Origin of the sequence: Flavobacterium sp. HJJ (genome assembly GCF_015351475.1) — a bacterium.
GTDB classification, from domain to species: Bacteria; Bacteroidota; Bacteroidia; order Flavobacteriales; family Flavobacteriaceae; genus Flavobacterium; species Flavobacterium marginilacus.
In genome coordinates this window covers 82905-101692 of record NZ_JADKPR010000012.1, presented here as the reverse complement: position 1 = coordinate 101692, position 18788 = coordinate 82905, and the positions used below count along the sequence as shown (strand labels likewise).

Annotated in this window: 16 protein-coding genes; 2 read left to right on the top strand and 14 right to left on the bottom strand. The window is 34.6% G+C overall.

The genetic code is table 11. The annotated features are described in order from the left end of the window. Positions 1-4: 4 nt before the first annotated feature. From ftsZ to IRZ80_RS11260, 13 genes are all read right to left on the bottom strand, one after another. Positions 5-1954: a cell division protein FtsZ gene (gene ftsZ / locus IRZ80_RS11320; RefSeq protein ID WP_228520881.1), complete on the bottom strand. Its 1950-nt coding sequence runs from the start codon at positions 1952-1954 to the stop codon at positions 5-7. Positions 1955-2061: 107 nt separating this feature from the next. Beyond that, the gene (gene ftsA, locus IRZ80_RS11315; protein WP_194641673.1) at positions 2062-3453 is read right to left on the bottom strand and encodes a cell division protein FtsA; all 1392 of its coding nucleotides are present in this window, start codon (positions 3451-3453) and stop codon (positions 2062-2064) included. Between the two features lie 6 nt (positions 3454-3459). Continuing rightward, entirely contained in the window at positions 3460-4182 is a 723-nt protein-coding gene (locus IRZ80_RS11310; RefSeq protein WP_194641672.1) for a cell division protein FtsQ/DivIB, read from the bottom strand. Beyond that, positions 4169-5518 (bottom strand): UDP-N-acetylmuramate--L-alanine ligase, encoded by a 1350-nt coding sequence (gene murC, locus IRZ80_RS11305; RefSeq protein ID WP_194641671.1) that lies wholly within the window; start codon positions 5516-5518, stop codon positions 4169-4171. The genes IRZ80_RS11310 and murC overlap by 14 nt, the downstream gene beginning before the upstream one ends. A gap of 290 nt (positions 5519-5808) precedes the next feature. Then, positions 5809-6897, bottom strand: a complete 1089-nt coding sequence (gene murG, locus IRZ80_RS11300; RefSeq protein ID WP_194641670.1) for an undecaprenyldiphospho-muramoylpentapeptide beta-N-acetylglucosaminyltransferase — start codon at positions 6895-6897, stop codon at positions 5809-5811. Between the two features lie 79 nt (positions 6898-6976). Then, positions 6977-8296, bottom strand: a complete 1320-nt coding sequence (locus tag IRZ80_RS11295) for an FtsW/RodA/SpoVE family cell cycle protein (protein WP_194641669.1) — start codon at positions 8294-8296, stop codon at positions 6977-6979. A 72-nt stretch (positions 8297-8368) separates the two neighbouring features. Beyond that, positions 8369-9700 carry a UDP-N-acetylmuramoyl-L-alanine--D-glutamate ligase gene (murD, locus tag IRZ80_RS11290; protein WP_194641668.1) on the bottom strand — a complete coding sequence of 444 codons (1332 nt, stop codon included), beginning with the start codon at positions 9698-9700 and terminating at the stop codon, positions 8369-8371. 3 nt (positions 9701-9703) lie between these two features. Continuing rightward, complete coding sequence (gene mraY / locus IRZ80_RS11285) at positions 9704-10936, bottom strand: phospho-N-acetylmuramoyl-pentapeptide-transferase (protein ID WP_194641667.1); 1233 nt, start codon at positions 10934-10936, stop codon at positions 9704-9706. 7 nt (positions 10937-10943) lie between these two features. Beyond that, entirely contained in the window at positions 10944-12407 is a 1464-nt protein-coding gene (locus IRZ80_RS11280) for a UDP-N-acetylmuramoyl-L-alanyl-D-glutamate--2,6-diaminopimelate ligase (RefSeq protein WP_194641666.1), read from the bottom strand. Beyond that, positions 12404-14404: a penicillin-binding protein gene (locus IRZ80_RS11275; RefSeq protein WP_194641665.1), complete on the bottom strand. Its 2001-nt coding sequence runs from the start codon at positions 14402-14404 to the stop codon at positions 12404-12406. The genes IRZ80_RS11280 and IRZ80_RS11275 overlap by 4 nt, the downstream gene beginning before the upstream one ends. Next, the gene (locus IRZ80_RS11270) at positions 14395-14742 is read right to left on the bottom strand and encodes an FtsL-like putative cell division protein (RefSeq protein ID WP_194641664.1); all 348 of its coding nucleotides are present in this window, start codon (positions 14740-14742) and stop codon (positions 14395-14397) included. The genes IRZ80_RS11275 and IRZ80_RS11270 overlap by 10 nt, the downstream gene beginning before the upstream one ends. A 99-nt stretch (positions 14743-14841) precedes the next feature. Next, positions 14842-15753: a 16S rRNA (cytosine(1402)-N(4))-methyltransferase RsmH gene (rsmH, locus tag IRZ80_RS11265; RefSeq protein WP_194641663.1), complete on the bottom strand. Its 912-nt coding sequence runs from the start codon at positions 15751-15753 to the stop codon at positions 14842-14844. Next, the gene (locus IRZ80_RS11260; protein ID WP_194641662.1) at positions 15728-16201 is read right to left on the bottom strand and encodes a division/cell wall cluster transcriptional repressor MraZ; all 474 of its coding nucleotides are present in this window, start codon (positions 16199-16201) and stop codon (positions 15728-15730) included. Before IRZ80_RS11260 ends, rsmH begins: the two co-directional genes overlap by 26 nt. A gap of 376 nt (positions 16202-16577) precedes the next feature. On the opposite strand from IRZ80_RS11260, the gene IRZ80_RS11255 reads away from it, so the two are divergent. Together IRZ80_RS11255 and yihA are read left to right on the top strand one after the other, a co-directional pair. Continuing rightward, positions 16578-17351 (top strand): alpha/beta fold hydrolase, encoded by a 774-nt coding sequence (locus IRZ80_RS11255; RefSeq protein WP_194641661.1) that lies wholly within the window; start codon positions 16578-16580, stop codon positions 17349-17351. Positions 17352-17371: 20 nt separating this feature from the next. Then, positions 17372-17992: a ribosome biogenesis GTP-binding protein YihA/YsxC gene (gene yihA / locus IRZ80_RS11250; protein ID WP_194641660.1), complete on the top strand. Its 621-nt coding sequence runs from the start codon at positions 17372-17374 to the stop codon at positions 17990-17992. A gap of 193 nt (positions 17993-18185) precedes the next feature. Here yihA and IRZ80_RS11245 read toward each other — a convergent pair whose 3' ends face one another. Beyond that, complete coding sequence (locus IRZ80_RS11245; RefSeq protein ID WP_194641659.1) at positions 18186-18716, bottom strand: hypothetical protein; 531 nt, start codon at positions 18714-18716, stop codon at positions 18186-18188. Positions 18717-18788: the final 72 nt, after the last annotated feature.

Genomic DNA, 18788 nt, shown 5'->3' with positions numbered 1-18788 from the left:
ATTTTTAATCTACATTGTCATGCAGATATGAGTTATTGGAACGCAGCTGTAAATCATTATTACTGTCTGTTCCTACTGATATTCTTGAAGTTGAATTATTTATCTGTGAACTATTAAGATCAATGCCAAATCTTTTATAAGCAGGCTCTCTTTCTAATTCATCAACTCTTGAAACATTATCATGAAATTTATAATTAAAATCTTTTAATTTTCTTCTTCTCTCTTCAGCTCTGAACCTTAGCGTTTCTTCGATTGTCATATCAACCGGAGAATTTTTTTCTAAAACAGGCACTGTCTCAGCAATAGGTTCTGCAACTTTCTTAATTGTAATATTCATTTCCGCAGGAATTGTTTCCTCTACAATTTTAGCAGCAGGTTTTGATTCCATTAAATCATTCTCTGCTTCCATGAATTCTTCCAGCGAGTATTTAATAACACCGTTATCTGATAATTCTGTTACAGGGACAAACTGAACCGGATCTACAACTTTAATATTGCGTGTTTCATTTGTGAGTTCAAATAAGAAAGTATTAGAATCTTCCTGAACCGGCTGCGGTTTGCTAAGCGGCAGATCAAATGTGAATGCAGCCTGATCCTGTTTTTCCTCAAAATAAACCGGAGCAGATTTCACTTCTCTAACAGATTCAATTACTGGGTTTGTAACAATAAAATCAATTTCTTTTATAGGAGAAACTATCTCGAATGTTACATCCAGATTTCTAATAAATTCGGTCATGCCAATTAATTCATCTTCATTGACAGAAGCTATTACAGGTGCTGGAACAGCAATTTCATCTTCTTCTTCCAAATCAAAAACGACTCTCTCTTCAACTGGAGGAACCATCGTCTGATTATTTAAACTAAATCCTGCTACGGTCTTAGCTGATAAATCAAAAACACCTCTTTGTTCTTCTCCAAGCGTATGAATTATTTTTTTAGGCTCAACATTAACAATATCGTTTTGCTGTTCAACATTAAAACCTGTAGCTATAATAGTTACCGCAATTGCATCCCCAAGCGATTCGTCCTCACCAACACCCATGATGATATTAGCATTTGAACCTGCTTCATACTGAATATGCTCATTGATTTCAGCGATTTCATCGATAGTAATTTCATTGGTTCCAGAAACGATAAGCAACAATACATTTTTGGCACCGGTAATTTTATTATCATTTAAAAGCGGTGAATCTAAAGCAGCGATAATACCTTCTTTAGCTCTGTTTTCACCAGATGAAACAGAAGATCCCATGATGGCAGTTCCGCTGTTATACAGTACGGTTTTTGCATCACGTAAATCGATATTTTGTGTATAGTGATGTGTAATTACTTCTGCAATACCTCTTGAGGCTGTCGCCAAAACTTCATCAGCTTTTGAAAACCCGGCTTTGAAACCAAGATTCCCGTATACTTCTCTTAATTTATTATTATTGATAACAATTAATGAATCAACCTGCTTGCGCAATTTTTCGATACCGATAAGCGCCTGCTCCTGACGTACTTTCCCTTCAAACAAGAAAGGCAGTGTCACGATTCCTACTGTTAATATATCTCTTTCTTTGGCCAGCTGAGCAATAACCGGAGCAGCACCTGTTCCTGTTCCGCCGCCCATACCAGCTGTTATAAACACCATCTTAGTATTTACATCCAATACTTTTTCAATATCAGAAATACTTTCTATGGCCGACTGATGTCCTATATCTGGATTTGCACCAGCTCCTAAACCTTCTGTTAAATTTGCTCCTAACTGAATTTTATTTGGCACACCGCTATTCTCTAGTGCCTGTGAATCTGTATTGCAGACGATAAAATCAACGCCTTTAATACCTTGTCTAAACATATGGTTAATGGCATTACTGCCGCCTCCACCTACTCCAATTACTTTGATTACATTTGACTGATTTTTTGGTAAATCAAATGAAATACTTCCAAATTCTGTATTGCTTGGGATCATATGAGGTTTTAATTTTTTATTAACTTTATCACTAACTACTCTAGGCTTGGGGCAAAAAGGAATTCTGATAATTTTATTTATTCTATTCTTTTTATTCTTTAATTTACTTACTCTGCGTTATCTAAAAACTCTTTAATCTTATCCACATATTTATCAAAAAACGATCTTCTAATTTTATTTTCTGTTGATTCCTCTCTTACAGGTTCTGTTTGAAGTACTTTTTCAGGCTGTACATACACCTCTTCTTTTATTTCTGGTTTTTCTTCAACAATAGGCTCTCTATAATAGGTTATTTTTTCAGGAGCTGCAGCTACCTGCATTTTAACTGCGCTCTGTGTTTTATTATCAATACTATTCATTACCAGTCCAACAGCAGTTGCATATAACGGACTTGAAATTTCCTCATCTGAATTACCAGCTAAATGCTCATTTGGATATCCAATTCTTGTATCCATTCCGGTAATGTACTCAACCAACTGCTTGATATGTTTTAATTGTGCTCCTCCTCCTGTAAGGACAATTCCGGCAATTAATTTTTTACGCGGATCTTCATGTCCATAAGCTCTTACTTCGGTAAAAACCTGCTCAATTATCTCAACAACTCTTGCATTTATTATTTTCGAAAGATTCTTTAACGAAATCTCTTTAGGCTCTCTTCCTCTTAATCCTGGAATAGAAACAATTTCATTGTCTTTATTTTCTCCCGGCCAGGCCGAACCAAATTTCACTTTCAACAACTCGGCTTGCTTTTCTATAATCGAACAGCCTTCTTTGATATCATCTGTAATCACATTTCCTCCGAAAGGGATAACTGCTGTATGACGAATAATTCCGTCCTTGAAAATTGCCAGATCAGTCGTTCCACCTCCAATGTCAATAAGAGCAACTCCAGCCTCTTTTTCTTCCTGACTCAAAACAGCATCCGAAGATGCTAACGGCTCTAATGTCAGCCCCGACAATTCAATACCTGAACTCTGAATACATCTGCCGACATTTCTAATAGAAGATGCCTGCCCTACTACAACATGAAAACTGCTTTCCAGTCTTCCTCCATACATTCCAATCGGTTCTTTAATATCTGACTGCCCGTCAATTTTAAATTCCTGCGGCAATACATGAATAATTTCTTCTCCTGGCAGCATAGCGAGTTTATGCACCTGATTGATCAATAAATCAATATCATTTCCTCCTATTACTTCTTCAGGATTACTTCTGCTGATGTAATCACTATGCTGAATACTTCTTATATGCTGTCCCGCAATACCTACTACAACATCTTTTATTTTATAGCCTGAATTATTTTCAGCCTCAAGAATCGCTTGCTGAATCGACTGGATTGTCTGAGTGATGTTATTTACAACACCTCTTGCAACACCTAAACTTTTAGATTTACCAACACCTAAAATTTCAAGTTTTCCATACTCGTTCTTTTTGCCTATCATGGCAACTATTTTTGTTGTCCCAATGTCTAGACCTACTGCAATATTCTCTTTTTCCATTTTCTATTATTTTGTGCAAACTACCTGTTCCGTAAACCGGAGATCTATTTTTTTATATTTATACAAAGAACTGTCCAAACTTACTTTTTGAAAAAAAGCTTTGTAATTTTGAAATTTTCGTTCTACATTTATCAAACCGCCAAAATCAATTTGATAATTATAATTTCTATTGAGCATTAATAAGCTACCATTAGGCATAATTTGTATCCCAATGATGTTTTTTCTCAAAAACGCATCATCATAAATTATCTTAAATAATTTAAATAAATCTTTGTTATTTTTCTTGTTTATCTCCCCAGAAACAAGTGGAACCCGAGCTGTAAAATTTGCCGACAATGGCATGGTATTTCCCTCACTGTCAATATAAAAGGAACCCTCATCATTAAAGACCCTGGCAATAGGGGTCTTTTGTTTTACAACTGCTTTTAGAACACCATCGATACTTACATAAACATCTGCTTTCTCGATCATTTTCTGAGCATTTAATACCTGCTCCAATTTATTCAAATCTAGCCTATCTTTTCTTATAGTTTTAGCATCCGGATTATTTTCTATCAACAATTTATTAACCGTTTCGCTTTTTAAAAAAAGAGAGTTATCGCCTACAAAAATAACTTCGGTTTTAATCAATTTTCTTTTGGAATTTCTTTTTGACGTAAATGAAAAAAGAAAAATGACCAACGAAAACATTAGTAATAATCTTATATTATTCCAATTAAAAACTTTCATATAATGCTTTTTTAATTGACGGAACCATCTCACCTAAATCACCCGCTCCGATTGTTACAATTACAGCGGCATCATTAGCTAAAATTTCAGAAATGAGATCTTCTTTACTCACTATTTTCTTATGCTCATTTGTCATTTTATCCATAAGCCATTGTGAAGTTATTCCTTCCATCGGCAGTTCACGTGCAGGATAAATCTCCATCAGAAATACTTCGTCAAAAGCAGACAGACTTTTAGCAAAATTATCTGCAAAATCCCTTGTTCTGCTAAATAAATGCGGCTGAAAAACTGCCAGTACTTTTTTACCCGGATACAATTCCCTAACAGCCTGATGAACAGCATTTATTTCGGTAGGATGATGTGCATAATCATCAATATAAACTAAATTATCGCTTTTAATCTGGTATGAAAAACGTCTTCTTATTCCTTTAAATGAATCCAAAGCCCTAGCAACAGCGTCGGTCGGGGTGCCGTAGGTTACTGCCATGGCCAATGCCATTAAAGCATTCATTAAATTGTGTTTACCCGGCAGTCCGAAACGCAGATCTTTAATCAAACCGTTTGGCGTTTTCACATCAAAAACATAACTGCTGTTTTCTATTCTCACATTCAGAGCCTGAAAAACTGCTTCTTGATTAACTGCGCAGACGATACCGTCAATTGGCAGTTCATTAGTTATAAAAAGATTCTTCTTGTCTTTAATTTTATCAGCAAATTCCACAAACGAAGCTTCGATTGCATCACTTGTTCCATAAATATCTAAATGATCTGCATCCATTGAAGTCACACATGCAATATTCGGATGCAGATGCAGGAAGGAACGGTCAAATTCATCAGCTTCGACTACCGTGACTGTTTTACCGTTTCCAATTAAATTAGAATCATAATTCTCAACTATTCCGCCTATAAAAGCTGTAACATCTGCACCGCTTTCATATAAAATATGCCCCAAAATACTTGAGGTAGTTGTTTTGCCGTGTGTTCCCGCTACCGCAAAGCAAAAAGTATCTTTGGTAATAATTCCTAAAACTTCGGCTCTTTTTTTCAATTCATACCCTCGCTCCATGAAAAAATTCCACTCAGAATGTGTAAATGGTACCGCCGGCGTAATTATCACCAATGTATTTTCAACGTAATAATTACTTGGAATCAAACTGATATCATCTTCAAAATGAATATCAATACCACTTTCAATCAATTCACTGGTAAGGATTGAAGGTGTTTTATCATAGCCTGAAACATGCTTCCCAATAGCTTTAAAATAACGGGCTAAAGCACTCATTCCAATGCCTCCGATTCCTATGAAATAGACGTTATGTATTTGATTTAAATTCATATTTTAAGTCTTAATGTCTTAAAGTCAAAAGTTTCTAAAGTCTTTAACTAAAACTTTTTAAAATCTTTAACTTTATATTTATCTATGTTTTAAAAATTATACTTTATCTAAAATTGATCTATAAATGATTCCAAAATCAGATACAATCCAAAAATAACTAATCCAAATCCACTTATTAAACAAGCTTTATAACTTTTTTCTTTTTTTCTTTTGTAAAAAACATAACAAACAAATAAAACACCTAATAGAACAAATATTATTCCTCGAATAAAATAATCAAAATCCATTTTTTATTTTATCAATTTCACTATCTCATCCACGATTTGCACTGTTGCATTTGGTCTGGCCAGCAGCTTAATATTCTGGCTTAACTGCTCTTGCTTTCCTGGATCTTTAATCAAAGATTCAAAAACCAGACTGAAGTCGTCATCCAGTTGCGATTCTTTGAGTAAAATTGCTCCTTTTTTATCTACAATTGCCTGAGCATTTTTAGTCTGATGATCTTCGGCTACATTAGGAGACGGAATAAAAATTACTGGTTTTCCCACTATGCACAGCTCCGAAACCGAAGACGCGCCAGCTCTGGAAATCACAACATCTGAAGCCGCATAAACCAAATCCATTCTCTCAATAAAAGCCATTACCTGAACATTGTACTGATTGTATTTTTTATAATCTTCCAAATAAAATTTCCCGCACTGCCAGATAACCTGAACATTTAACGAAAGTAATTTATCCAGCTGCTTTTCGATTAACTGGTTGATTCTTCTGGCTCCAAGACTTCCGCCCAGGATCAATAATGTTTTTTTATTTCTGTCTAATTTAAAATGCGCAATAGCTTCCTCTCTTTTAGACTCTATATCCAATAAATCCTGACGAACGGGATTCCCTGTTAACGTTATTTTATCCTGAGGGAAAAATCTTTCCAAATGCTCGTATGCAACACAAATACTGTTTGCCTTTTTACTCAGCAGCTTATTAGTGATTCCAGGATAGGAATTTTGTTCCTGAATAACTGTTGGAATATTCATACTGTTAGCCATTTTCAATAATGGCCCACTGGCAAAACCTCCTGTTCCAATAACCACATCAGGTTTGAACTGCTTGATGATTTTTCTCGATTTCCATAAACTGTCAATAAACTTCAATGGCAGCATTGCATTCTGAAAGGTTATTTTCCTCTGTAAACCAGCTATCCAAAGCCCTTTAATTTCATAACCCGCCTGAGGTACTTTCTGCATCTCCATTTTGTCTTTGGCACCAACAAACAAAATCTCAGCATCCGGAAAACGGGATTTCAATTCATTTGCGATTGCAATGGCTGGATAAATATGACCTCCGGTACCGCCTCCGCTTAAGATAAATTTATGCTTTGTCATTTTGAAAATTTCTAAGTTGCGTCTTTTAATACTAAATTGTAACGGACTGCATTATTACATTACACACTAATAAAACCAATTATTTCAGCACTGCATTCATTGGATTATTTGAATTATCCGTAATCGAATAATTACCTGTATCAAAATTATCATTACCATTTTTTAAATCTGCTTCCGCGAGATCTGCTTCCATTTCTCGGTCTATAAGCTTTTGAAGAATCTCTTCTCTTTTTTCTTTATCTAATTTTTCCTGAGCAATTTCTTCTTCTTTTTTGGTCACACTTAAAATAATTCCAAGCCCAAAACAAGTCATCCAGATAGAACTTCCTCCGCTGCTTATCAGAGGCAGGGTCTGCCCCGTAACCGGCAATAATTCAACGGCAACTGCCATATTAATCATGGCCTGAAAAATCATTGGAAAACCTAATCCAATTACCACTAATTTCCCAAAAAGAGTGTTCGCTTTATGAGAAGCAACGACAAATCTAAATAGCAAAAGCAGGTACAAAACCAAAACCCCTAAACCACCTACTAATCCGTATTCTTCAACGATAATGGCATAAATAAAATCGGAAGAAGATTGAGGCAGGAAGTTTTTCTGAACACTTTTACCAGGCCCTAAACCATATATCTGACCGGAAGCTATAGCAATTTTGGCCTTTTCTATTTGATAATCGTCCTCATCTGGCTTATTGGTGGTAAAATCTTCATATCTGCTTTCCCAAGTGCTGACTCTATTAAAAAATTTGGCCTCAGGAAAATTTTTACCGATTATAATAAAGAGTGTCAAAAACACTACTCCTAAACCTATGATATAAGATATATATTTTATTGGGTATTTTCCAATAAATACAAGCATAACAACCATAGAAAAAATCAGAGCCGTAGTAGAAAAATTACCTGGAAGAATAAACATTAATGTTATAAAAACAGGGATCCAAAGCTCAATAAATGAAGTTTTGAATGTAATTGGTTCTTCTCTGCTTTTAGACAAATAACGAGCTACGAAAACAAACAAAATAATAGCAGCCAAAGTAGATGTCTGAAAAGAAAGTCCCACGAACGGAATCTGAATCCACCTACTGGCATTTGCACCAGCAATTACTGTTCCTTTAATTAAAGTATAAGCTAATAAAACCCAAACTATAGGCAATCCTACTTTCGAAATTCCTCTAAAATAATGATATGGTACATTGTGTACCCAAAAAATGATTGCAAAACCAAAGCAGATATGCAAAAAATGTTTTACCAGATAACCCAAAGTATTTCCAGTACCATGACCTAAATAAGCCAAATTACTACTGGCGCTAAAAACAGGCATAAAAGAAAACAGGGCTAATAAGGCCACAAATGACCAAATCCCTTTATCTCCTTTTAACTTGCTAATTAGCTCTTTCATTTTTTTTGTTTAATGTTTTCATTGTTTAAAGTTTAAAATTTTGCGACATTAAACTTTAAACCTTAAACTATTTTATAAATTTTTAACCGCTTGCTTAAATTGTTTCCCTCTATCTTCATAGCTTTCAAACAAATCAAAACTTGCGCATGCCGGTGACAATAAAACAGTATCGCCTTTTTCGGATAAACGCTGTGCCATTTTTACAGCTTCGTTCATATTGTCTACTTCTACCATAATATCGACCACACTGCCGAACGCATCAATAATTTTTTTATTATCGATTCCTAAACAAATAATAGCTTTTACTTTCTCACGTACAAGTGACATTAATTCATGATAGTCATTCCCTTTATCAACACCCCCAACAATCCAGACAGTCGGCGAATTCATGCTTTCCAAAGCAAAAAATACAGAGTTCACATTGGTAGCTTTAGAATCATTTATATACTGAACATTCTGAATTTTGAGTACTTTCTCTAAACGATGCTCAACACCTTGGAAATCGGACATGCTTTCACGAATAGTACTTTTTCTAATTTTCAAAATATTGGCAACTGAACTTGCTGCCATGGCATTTTTCAAATTATGTTTTCCTTCTAATGAAATATGTTCTGTATCCATTGTAAACTCTTCTGTATTGATTTTAACTTCCATTGTGTTATTTTTTATAAACGCTCCTTCGCTATATTCATCGGTTAACGAAAAAGGAATTAATTTAGCTCTTACTGTATTATTCTTTAACCATTCTAAAATGGCCTCATCATTTGCATCATAAATAAGGAAATCTTCCTCGGTCTGATTCATTGTAATTCTGAACTTTGAATCAATATAATTTTGATATTTGTAATCGTAGCGATCCAAATGATCCGGACTTATATTTGTTATTACTGCAACATGCGGTTTAAAATTCACAATGCCGTCCAGCTGAAAACTGCTTAACTCAATAACATAGTAATCATAATTATTATCTGCCACCTGCCAGGCAAAACTTTTACCAACATTTCCGGCTAATCCTACATTCAGCCCTGCTGATTTTAACACATGATGTGTTAACATTGTAGTTGTAGTTTTACCGTTGCTTCCAGTAATTCCAATAGTTACTGCGTTTGTAAAAGCGGCCGCAAATTCAATCTCAGAAATTATAGAAACACCTTTACTCTTTAATTGCTTTACAATGGGTGATTTATCTGGAATACCCGGACTCTTCATCACAACATCAGCATTCAGAATCAATTCCTCAGTATGCTTTTCTTCTTCCCAGGCTATTTCATTAATAACCAGTACTTCTTTATAACTGTCTTTTATTTTTCCAAAATCAGAAACAAAAACATCATAACCCTGTTTCTTACCAAGGATAGCAGTACCTACACCGCTTTCTCCTCCTCCTAATATTACCAGCCTCATATATTATCTCAGTTTCAGTGTGACAATAGACAGAATGGCCAGCATAATTGCAACTACCCAAAACCGTGTGACTATCTTACTTTCATGATAACCTTTCTTTTGATAGTGATGATGAAGAGGTGCCATCAAAAAGATTCTGCGTCCTTCGCCAAAACGTTTTTTGGTGTATTTGAAATAGCTCACCTGCAGCACAACCGAAAAATTTTCGACCAAAAAGATTCCGCAGAATAAAGGAATAAGCATTTCCTTGCGGACAGCAATTGCCAGTACCGCAATAATACCTCCAATGGTTAGACTTCCCGTATCCCCCATGAAAACCGAAGCCGGATAGGAATTGTACCAAAGAAAACCAATTAATGCTCCAAGGAAGGAAGCTATAAATACCGTCATCTCTCCAGAGTTTGGTATATACATTATATTCAGATAATTAGAAAAAATAATATTTCCCGAAACAAACGTAAAAATCATAAGAGCAAAAACGGACACTGCAGAAGTTCCCGCTGCCAAACCATCGATACCGTCTGTTAAATTAGCTCCATTTGAAACTGCAGTAATAATAAAAACCACTACTGGTATAAAGATTAACCAAGCCCATTTTTCGTAGCCCTCGCCTGTCCAAGCTAATACCTCGGCATAATCAAACTCGTTATTTTTGAAGAAAGGGATAGTTGTAGCTGTAGATTTCTCTTCAACAGGAGCCTGCTTAATTACATTTTCGGTTGTAATTGCTTTAAAAACATCACTTTTTCCTGTATCGGTTCTGACAGTAACTGCTGGGCTAAAATAAAGCACAGAACCAACAATTATTCCTAAACCTACCTGACCAAAGACTTTAAAAATACCTTTAAGACCTTGTTTATCTTTCTTGAATATTTTAATATAATCATCAATAAAACCAATAACTCCCATCCACAAGGTGGTAACTATTAATAAAACAATATAGATATTATGCAGTTTTGCAAAAAGCATAACAGGAACAAGAGTTGCAAAAATGATAATGATACCTCCCATGGTAGGCGTACCCGCTTTTTCATTTTGACCTGCCAATCCAAGTTCACGTACTGTTTCACCAACCTGCTGTCTGCTTAAAAAACTAATTATTCGCTTCCCATAAATAGTAGACAACAACAATGATAACAATAAAGCTAAAGAAGATCTAAAAGTGATGTATTGAAAAACCCCTGCTCCAGGAACATCCATTACTTTGTCTAAATATTGAAATAAATAGTATAGCATATTGTTTTTATTTTAATAGTTGATTTAAAATTTCTTTTACATTTTTCATGTCATCAAAATCATGACGTACCCCTTTGATCTCCTGATAAGTTTCGTGCCCTTTACCAGCAATCAATATAATATCGTTTGGCTGTGCTAATTGACAAGCCGTTTTGATAGCTTGCAGTCTATCTGTAATTGACAGCACTTTCTTGAAATTTTGAGCCTGGATCCCTTTTTCCATTTCATGGATAATTGTTTCCGGTTCTTCATTTCTTGGATTATCTGAAGTCAAGATTACTTTATCACTCAATTCCGTTGCAATATTGGCCATAACCGGACGTTTTGCAGTATCCCTATTCCCTCCGCAGCCCACAACAGTTATTAATTGCTCGTTTTTAGTACGTACCTCATTAATGGTATTTAAAACATTTTCGAGAGCATCCGGCGTGTGTGCATAATCGACAATAGCCGTAATATTTGCATTAGAAACTATATATTGAAATCTTCCTGAAACGCTTTCCAATTCTGACATCAATCGAAGCACTTCAAAACTGTCCAAGCCCAGCTCGACAGCAGTTCCGTAAATTGCCAAAAGATTATATGCATTAAAATTTCCAATCAGTTTTACCCAGACTTCGTTGCCGTTTATTTTCAAAAGCAGACCAGACAATTGATTCTCCAGAATTTGTGCTTTGTAATCAGCATATGTTTTTAAAGCGTATGTTAATTTTCGGGCAGTAGTGTTTTGAAGCATTACCGGACCATTTTTGTCATCACTATTAGTCAATGCAAAAGCAGAACTAGGCAAATGATCAAAAAAAGATTTCTTTACATCTCTATATTCGGCAAACGTTGGATGATAATCCAGATGATCATGGGACAGATTTGTAAATATCCCTCCTCTAAAATGCAATCCTTCAGTACGTTTTTGATGAATTCCATGCGAACTTACTTCCATAAAACAATACTCAACACCAGCCTCAATCATCTCATTAAGAAAATAATTGATCGTAATAGAATCTGGCGTTGTATGCGTGGCTTTGTGCTCTGTTTCATCAACCAAAATCTTTACTGTAGACAGTAATCCTACCTTAAAGCCTGCTTTTTTAAATAATTGATACAGCAGTGAAGCAATAGTAGTTTTACCATTTGTCCCTGTAATACCAATTAGCTGCAGCTTTTGCGAAGGGTCACCATAAAAATTAGCCGCCATAAAAGCCAAGGCTGTATTCGTATCTTTTACGCAGACATAGGTTATTCCATTTATCAGATTTTCTGGAAGCGTATCGCAGATAATTGCCACCGCGCCTAGACCGATTGCTTTTTCAATAAAATCATGCCCGTCAGAAATAGTACCTCGAATCGCCACAAAAACATCATCTGCCTCAATTTTTCTTGAATCGAAATGCAGCTGATTAATAGCAATTTCTGTAGAACCCGTTACAGATTCTATCGCCACTTTATATAATATGTCTTTTAATATGCTCATGATAATTCCAATAGAATTGATGAATTTTTTACAATATTCTGACCAGCCTGGAGCGATTGTTTTTTAACTTTTCCAACTCCAATAGCCTTTACCTTTAACCCTAAATTCTCCAATAAAGCAACTGCATCCATACCTGACATCCCTTTTACATTTGGAATTACATTATGCTTTTTTTGCACCTTTGTATAGTAAGCATTGTAACTGCTTTCCTGTATAGGATTTGGACGATCCAATTTTTTAATAACATTCGTTGAAGGCGTATCAGTAAATATTTTTTGAGCTATCCTTTTAAATACAGGCCCGGCAACATCGGCACCATAATAATTATTGTTTGATGTATTAGGCTTATGAACCACTACAATACAAGAATATTTAGGATTATCCGCTGGAAAATAACCCACAAATGACGAAGCATAATGCTTATCTAATCCTCCATTTTGAGCATAATTCATTTGTGCTGTACCTGTTTTACCAGCCATCGAAAAATCCTTAGAATATAATTTAGATCCAGTACCTTTTTTTACCACATTTTCAAGAACAGCCTGAACTTTTTTTAATGTTTCATCAGAACAGATCTTCGGATTCATTACTTCAGTATTGTATTTTTTTATGGTTTTGTCCCATGCTTTTATCTCTGTTACCAGCATTGGTTTTACCATCACGCCATTATTTGCAACCGCATTATAAAATGTCAATGTCTGCAATGGCGTAACCGAAACGCCATATCCAAATGCCATCCACGGAAGCGAAATATTAGACCAGTTTTTATCGCCTGGCTGCGGTATAAAAGGAACTCCTTCACCTCTAAAAGCTAATCCTAATTTTTTATTCAGCCCAAATGAATTAACGTGATTCACAAATCTTGTCGGGTTGTTTTTATAATTATTATATACTGCCTGAACCATAACTGTATTTGAAGAAAGCTCAAAACCTCTGGCCAATGATACTTTACCATAGCCTCCTTCATGAGAATCTCTCACTTTGCGGCCAGAATAGATAATTATACCTCGATGACTATCATAAACAGTACTGGTATCTGCTACTTTGTCTTCTAATATTGCAATTAAATCAACCAACTTAAAAGTAGAACCAGGTTCATGAGACTCCGCATAAGCATAATTTGTTGTCTCATAATAAGTCCCGTCATTTGCTCTACCCAAATTTGAAATCGCTTTTACCTGACCCGTTTTAGTTTCCATAACTACAACACAGCCGTGATCTGCTTCATATTCTTCCAGTTGTTTCAATAATGCATGATGCGCTATATCCTGAATGTAAACATCTATAGTCGAGATAACATCGTAACCGTCCTGAGGTTCTACTTCATTTACATCTCGAATTGGTTTCCATTGCCCTTTTGCAATTTTCTGTTTTAATATTTTGCCGTCCTTACCGTTAAGGAATTCACGATAAGCCCACTCTATGCCTTTACCATCTGAATAGCCAGTTAATTTTCTTTCATACCCAATGGTACGTTCTGCTATTTGTCCAATTGGATGTTCGCGAACTGTTTTTTGTTCAATTATGACACCTCCCTTATAAGCTCCCAAATTAAAAAGAGGAAATCCTTTTATCTTCATATATTGAGTAAAACTCAACCCTTTGGCTACCAAATAATATCTATTTTTATGAACTCGGGCTTTCCTTAATTCATTTTGGATTGTACTGCTTGATTTTCTTAGCATCATTCCCAATGAATCCGAAAGCAATTTTACATTTTTTTCAAAAGCTTCTGTTTTTGGTGCAACTGCATCAAAACGAATTGTATAACTCGGAATTGAAGTAGCCAAAAGACTTCCATCTGCAGAATAGATATTTCCTTTATTGGCAGGAATAACAAAATTCTTCACTGTTCTTTCTTTAGCCAGCTCCCTGTAATGATCGCCATCCACCCATTGAATATTAGTCAGCTTAACAGCAATAGCCATTGCCATCAAAAAGATGAAAAAGGCAACCAGATAGGTTCTATAGGATATATATTTATCTTCTACTGCCATAACTTCTCTAAGAAATTTTTCTCTTCAGGTTCTTTAACTTCAATTTTTACAGGAGGAACGGTTGATGGAAAAATTTGTCTTTCTTCCATTTTAGCCGAAACCGTAGATTCCATTTTAAGCTTCATCAGCTCCGAACGTCTGTCTACAAATTCAGAGCGCAGTTCTTTCACTCTATTTGTCAATTCAACAATCTTGAACACTTTTTGCTCATAACGCTGTGTATTTGCAATCATTATTATAGCAAGTAAAATCACAAATACAATAAAACGCCAGTTTTTGACAGCGTTATCATCAATTAGATATTGTGCTTTTAATATGTTATAAATTCCACCCTTCATTAGTAAATTATGAATTATGAGTTATGAATTATGAGTTACAAACTCTAGAATTCACATCCTCTTTAAACTTTTTAAATCATTTTAAACAATTAAACTTTCTCACCCTTTTTTCTCTGCAATTCTCAGTTTTGCGCTTCGTGCTCTATTATTCAATTTTATTTCTTCGTTATCTGGAACTATCAATTTTCCTATCGTATTAAATGGAACAGAAAAATTACCATAAAAATCACGTTCAGGTTCTCCTTCGAACATTCCATTTTTTATGAATCTTTTTACTAATCTATCTTCTAATGAATGATAGGAAATCACGCTTAATCTTCCTCCCGGTTTCAAAATCTCTAGAGACTGTTCTAAAAATTCTTTCAAGACATCCATTTCCTGATTTACTTCAATCCGGATTGCCTGATAGATTTGTGCCAAAATTTTATTTCTAAGTCTTTCAGGCAGATATTTCGCCAAAACCTCTTTCAATTCTTCAGTTGTTTTGATCGGACGGTGCTCTCTAGCCTCTACAATTGTTCTTGCCAAAGCTGGTGCGTTCTTCAACTCACCATAATCCAAGAATACTCTTCGCAAATTGGCATCATCATATTCATTGACCACCCGATACGCATTCAAGTCATTCTTTTGACTCATTCTCATATCCAGTCCAGCATCAAAGCGGGTCGAAAAACCTCTTTCGGCCACATCAAACTGATGAGAAGAAACGCCTAAATCTCCCAAAATTCCATCTACTTCTTTCACGCCATGAAAACGCAAAAACCTTTTTATAAATCTGAAATTCTCATTTATCAATGTAAATCTTTCGTCAGGCAAAGCATTTGCCAAAGCATCCTCATCCTGATCAAAAGCAAACAATTTTCCATCAGGCCCCAGCCTTCTTAATATCTCTTTTGAATGACCGCCGCCGCCAAAAGTCACATCTACATAAATCCCGTCAGGTTTTATACCCAAACCATCCACTGTAGGATGAAGCAATACTGGATTATGATATTCCATTGTCATCGTCATTTAAATTACCCATTACTTCTTCGGCCAAATCAGCAAAATCAACATCTGCTCCATCGATTGATTTTTCATACAAATCTTTATCCCAAATCTCCACAATATTAACTGCAGAAGAAAAAACTACATCTTTATCAATGCTGGCAAAAGTCACTAAGTCTTTAGGAACCAATAATCTGCCAAGCGCATCAATTTCCACCACCTTCACTCCTGCTGTAAAACGGCGTATAAAGTCATTGTTCTTTTTTACAAAACGATTAAGTTTGTTGATTTTTTTCATCATCAAATCCCACTCTTCCATAGGATACAATTCCAGACAGGGCTGAAAAACGGAACGCTTCAAAACAAAACCGTTTTGAAGCGAGGAAGCCAATTGCTTTTTTAGGGGAGCAGGTAATAAAGCCCGTCCTTTAGCATCAACTTTACACTCATATGTCCCTATAATTGTGTCCAAGTGAATTGTATTGATTTGTATTAAGCAAAAATATATAAAATTTTACCACAATTTACCACATTATACCACTTTGTTAATAAGTTTAACCACTTTCGACCAGAAACACTTAGTTTATAGACAATCAGAACATTAGCTGATTTAACTATAATTTGTAAGAAAGCCTATTAATTATTAAAAATCTCTTATTTTTGATTAGAGAAGCATATTCTTAAAAGCTTAAAAAAAACATTTCATATCCGTTAAAAAAGCAAGAAAAAGACACTCAAAAGACATCCCTTACTCATCTAAGAATAAAAGGTTAAAAAATAGCTTCCAAAATTCTTTTTAATTTTTTAAACCCTATATTTGTGAAAAATTGAAATTGTTATTTTAAAACATGGAAAAATATTACAAAAAAGAAGGCAAATACGGATATTACGAAGCGGGCGAAGGAATTCCAATTGTCATCTTACATGGTTTAATGGGAGGACTTAGTAATTTTGATGCTGTTGCAAATTATTTTTCTAACAAAGGATACAGAATTATCATTCCCGATTTACCTATATACACTCAGAACATATTAAAAACAAACGTAAAAAGTTTTGCTGTCTATGTAAAAAACTTTATTACATACAAAAAATTAGACAGAGTAATTCTTTTAGGAAATTCACTTGGAGGGCATATTGCTTTATACCATACCAAAATGTTTCCTGAAAAAGTATCCGGACTTGTAATCACAGGAAGTTCAGGGCTTTACGAAAGCGCAATGGGTGACAGTTATCCAAAAAGAGGTGATTATGAATACATTAAGAAAAAAGCCGAAGATGTATTTTATGATCCAAAAATAGCTACTCCAGAACTTATCGATGAAGTATATGCTACGGTAAATGACCGTATAAAACTGATTAAGACCCTGACTATTGCCAAAAGTGCCATCCGTCATAATATGGCTAAAGATTTACCCAAAATGCATGTGCAGACCTGTATTATATGGGGGGAAAATGACCAAGTGACACCGCCAGATGTAGCCGAAGAATTCCATAAATTATTACCAAATTCAACATTGTACTGGATTGACAAATGCGGACACGCAGCCATGATGGAACAGCCAGAGGAATTCAATGCACATCTTGAAGATTGGCTTACACATACCCATTTAGCCGAACACTAACAGAATTTTATATTCCGAAAATGAAAATCAATACTGCCGAATTCATAATAAGCAACTCAGATGCAAGTAAATGTCCTAAGGATTTTTTACCTGAATATGCTTTTATTGGCCGTTCCAATGTTGGAAAATCCTCATTGATCAACATGCTGACCAATAACAAAAATTTGGCCAAAACTTCAGGGAAACCAGGCAAGACACAGCTTATCAATCATTTTTTGATTAACAGCAGCTGGTTTCTAGTTGATTTACCAGGTTACGGCTATGCCAAAGTTTCCAAGAAAACCAAATCAATTTTTCAGGAGTTCATTACCGATTATTTTGAGACAAGACAACAATTAGTCTGCGCTTTTGTGTTAATTGATATTCGTCACGAAGCACAAAAAATAGATATTGAATTCATGTCGTACATGGGTGAAAGCGAAATTCCGTTCTGCATTATTTTTACCAAAGCCGACAAAATCAGCAAAACCAAAATTGACTCTCATGTTGCCGCCTACAAAAAACAGATGTTTGCTAACAACTGGGCAGAAATGCCACCCTATTTCGTAACTTCATCAACAGAAGCAACCGGAAAAGAAGAACTTCTAAATTACATAGACGAAGTTAACCAAGAAGTTTTTAAGAATAATTCAGGGTTTTAAATCTTCCTTTTTAAATACAAAATATCCCAAAACTGATTTTTTTTCTGTTTTGGGATATTTTTTGTGCTACAAAAAACTATTGCTTCAACTCTAATTTCTCCGCAAAATAATCACAAAAACCAGCATTGTATCCGACATTTTTCCGTCATTTATTTGCTCATTTAAAAATAATACACCTTACACATCATGTTATTTATGTGTTAATAAAGTATTGAATCTTTGTTATAACATTATTCTCAATTACTATTAGAAAAAAATTTTCCATAGTACTGAAGAAAATATTATTACTAGGATTAATTTCAAAAATAAAATCTCCTGACTTAGAATTTTTAAAAAAATATTTTTGCAATTTAATTACTGAATCCCCTAATTTGAATTTATGGCCTTTTATTTCCACAGTTTCATTTGAAGATAAAATCATTAAATTATCTAATTCATAATCACATTCTATGCTGCTTTTAAGAAATTGAATATACAAACCTTTATCCTTAAAATTTTTATATAAATCAGGTAATGTTAGCGATTCATAATTAAAATTTCTATTAAAAAGTGCATTCACAGCTTTTTTATTACCTCTGGTATTATAAATATCCAAAAGCGATATTCCATTTATTTTTATCCCTACATATTCATTATAAGTTAAATAATTACTGTTTTGAGATGCACAACTTAATGAGAACAGAAATAGAAAGTTTATTAATATGATTTTTGAGATTTTTTCCATTTTTAATTTTAGTAAATTGTATTCTAATGAATCGATACTAAATAAACAAAAAATCCCAAAACAATTACTACA

Bases quoted from the DNA above. Each gene is read 5' to 3' on its own strand.
- ftsZ (WP_228520881.1), bottom strand. From the start codon at position 1,954: ATGATCCCAAGCAATACAGAATTTGGAAGTATTTCATTTGATTTACCA.
- ftsA (WP_194641673.1), bottom strand. From the start codon at position 3,453: ATGGAAAAAGAGAATATTGCAGTAGGTCTAGACATTGGGACAACAAAA.
- IRZ80_RS11310 (WP_194641672.1), bottom strand. From the start codon at position 4,182: ATGAAAGTTTTTAATTGGAATAATATAAGATTATTACTAATGTTTTCG.
- murC (WP_194641671.1), bottom strand. From the start codon at position 5,518: ATGAATTTAAATCAAATACATAACGTCTATTTCATAGGAATCGGAGGC.
- murG (WP_194641670.1), bottom strand. From the start codon at position 6,897: ATGACAAAGCATAAATTTATCTTAAGCGGAGGCGGTACCGGAGGTCAT.
- IRZ80_RS11295 (WP_194641669.1), bottom strand. From the start codon at position 8,296: ATGAAAGAGCTAATTAGCAAGTTAAAAGGAGATAAAGGGATTTGGTCA.
- murD (WP_194641668.1), bottom strand. From the start codon at position 9,700: ATGAGGCTGGTAATATTAGGAGGAGGAGAAAGCGGTGTAGGTACTGCT.
- mraY (WP_194641667.1), bottom strand. From the start codon at position 10,936: ATGCTATACTATTTATTTCAATATTTAGACAAAGTAATGGATGTTCCT.
- IRZ80_RS11280 (WP_194641666.1), bottom strand. From the start codon at position 12,407: ATGAGCATATTAAAAGACATATTATATAAAGTGGCGATAGAATCTGTA.
- IRZ80_RS11275 (WP_194641665.1), bottom strand. From the start codon at position 14,404: ATGGCAGTAGAAGATAAATATATATCCTATAGAACCTATCTGGTTGCC.
- IRZ80_RS11270 (WP_194641664.1), bottom strand. From the start codon at position 14,742: ATGAAGGGTGGAATTTATAACATATTAAAAGCACAATATCTAATTGAT.
- rsmH (WP_194641663.1), bottom strand. From the start codon at position 15,753: ATGACGATGACAATGGAATATCATAATCCAGTATTGCTTCATCCTACA.
- IRZ80_RS11255 (WP_194641661.1), top strand. From the start codon at position 16,578: ATGGAAAAATATTACAAAAAAGAAGGCAAATACGGATATTACGAAGCG.
- yihA (WP_194641660.1), top strand. From the start codon at position 17,372: ATGAAAATCAATACTGCCGAATTCATAATAAGCAACTCAGATGCAAGT.
- IRZ80_RS11245 (WP_194641659.1), bottom strand. From the start codon at position 18,716: ATGGAAAAAATCTCAAAAATCATATTAATAAACTTTCTATTTCTGTTC.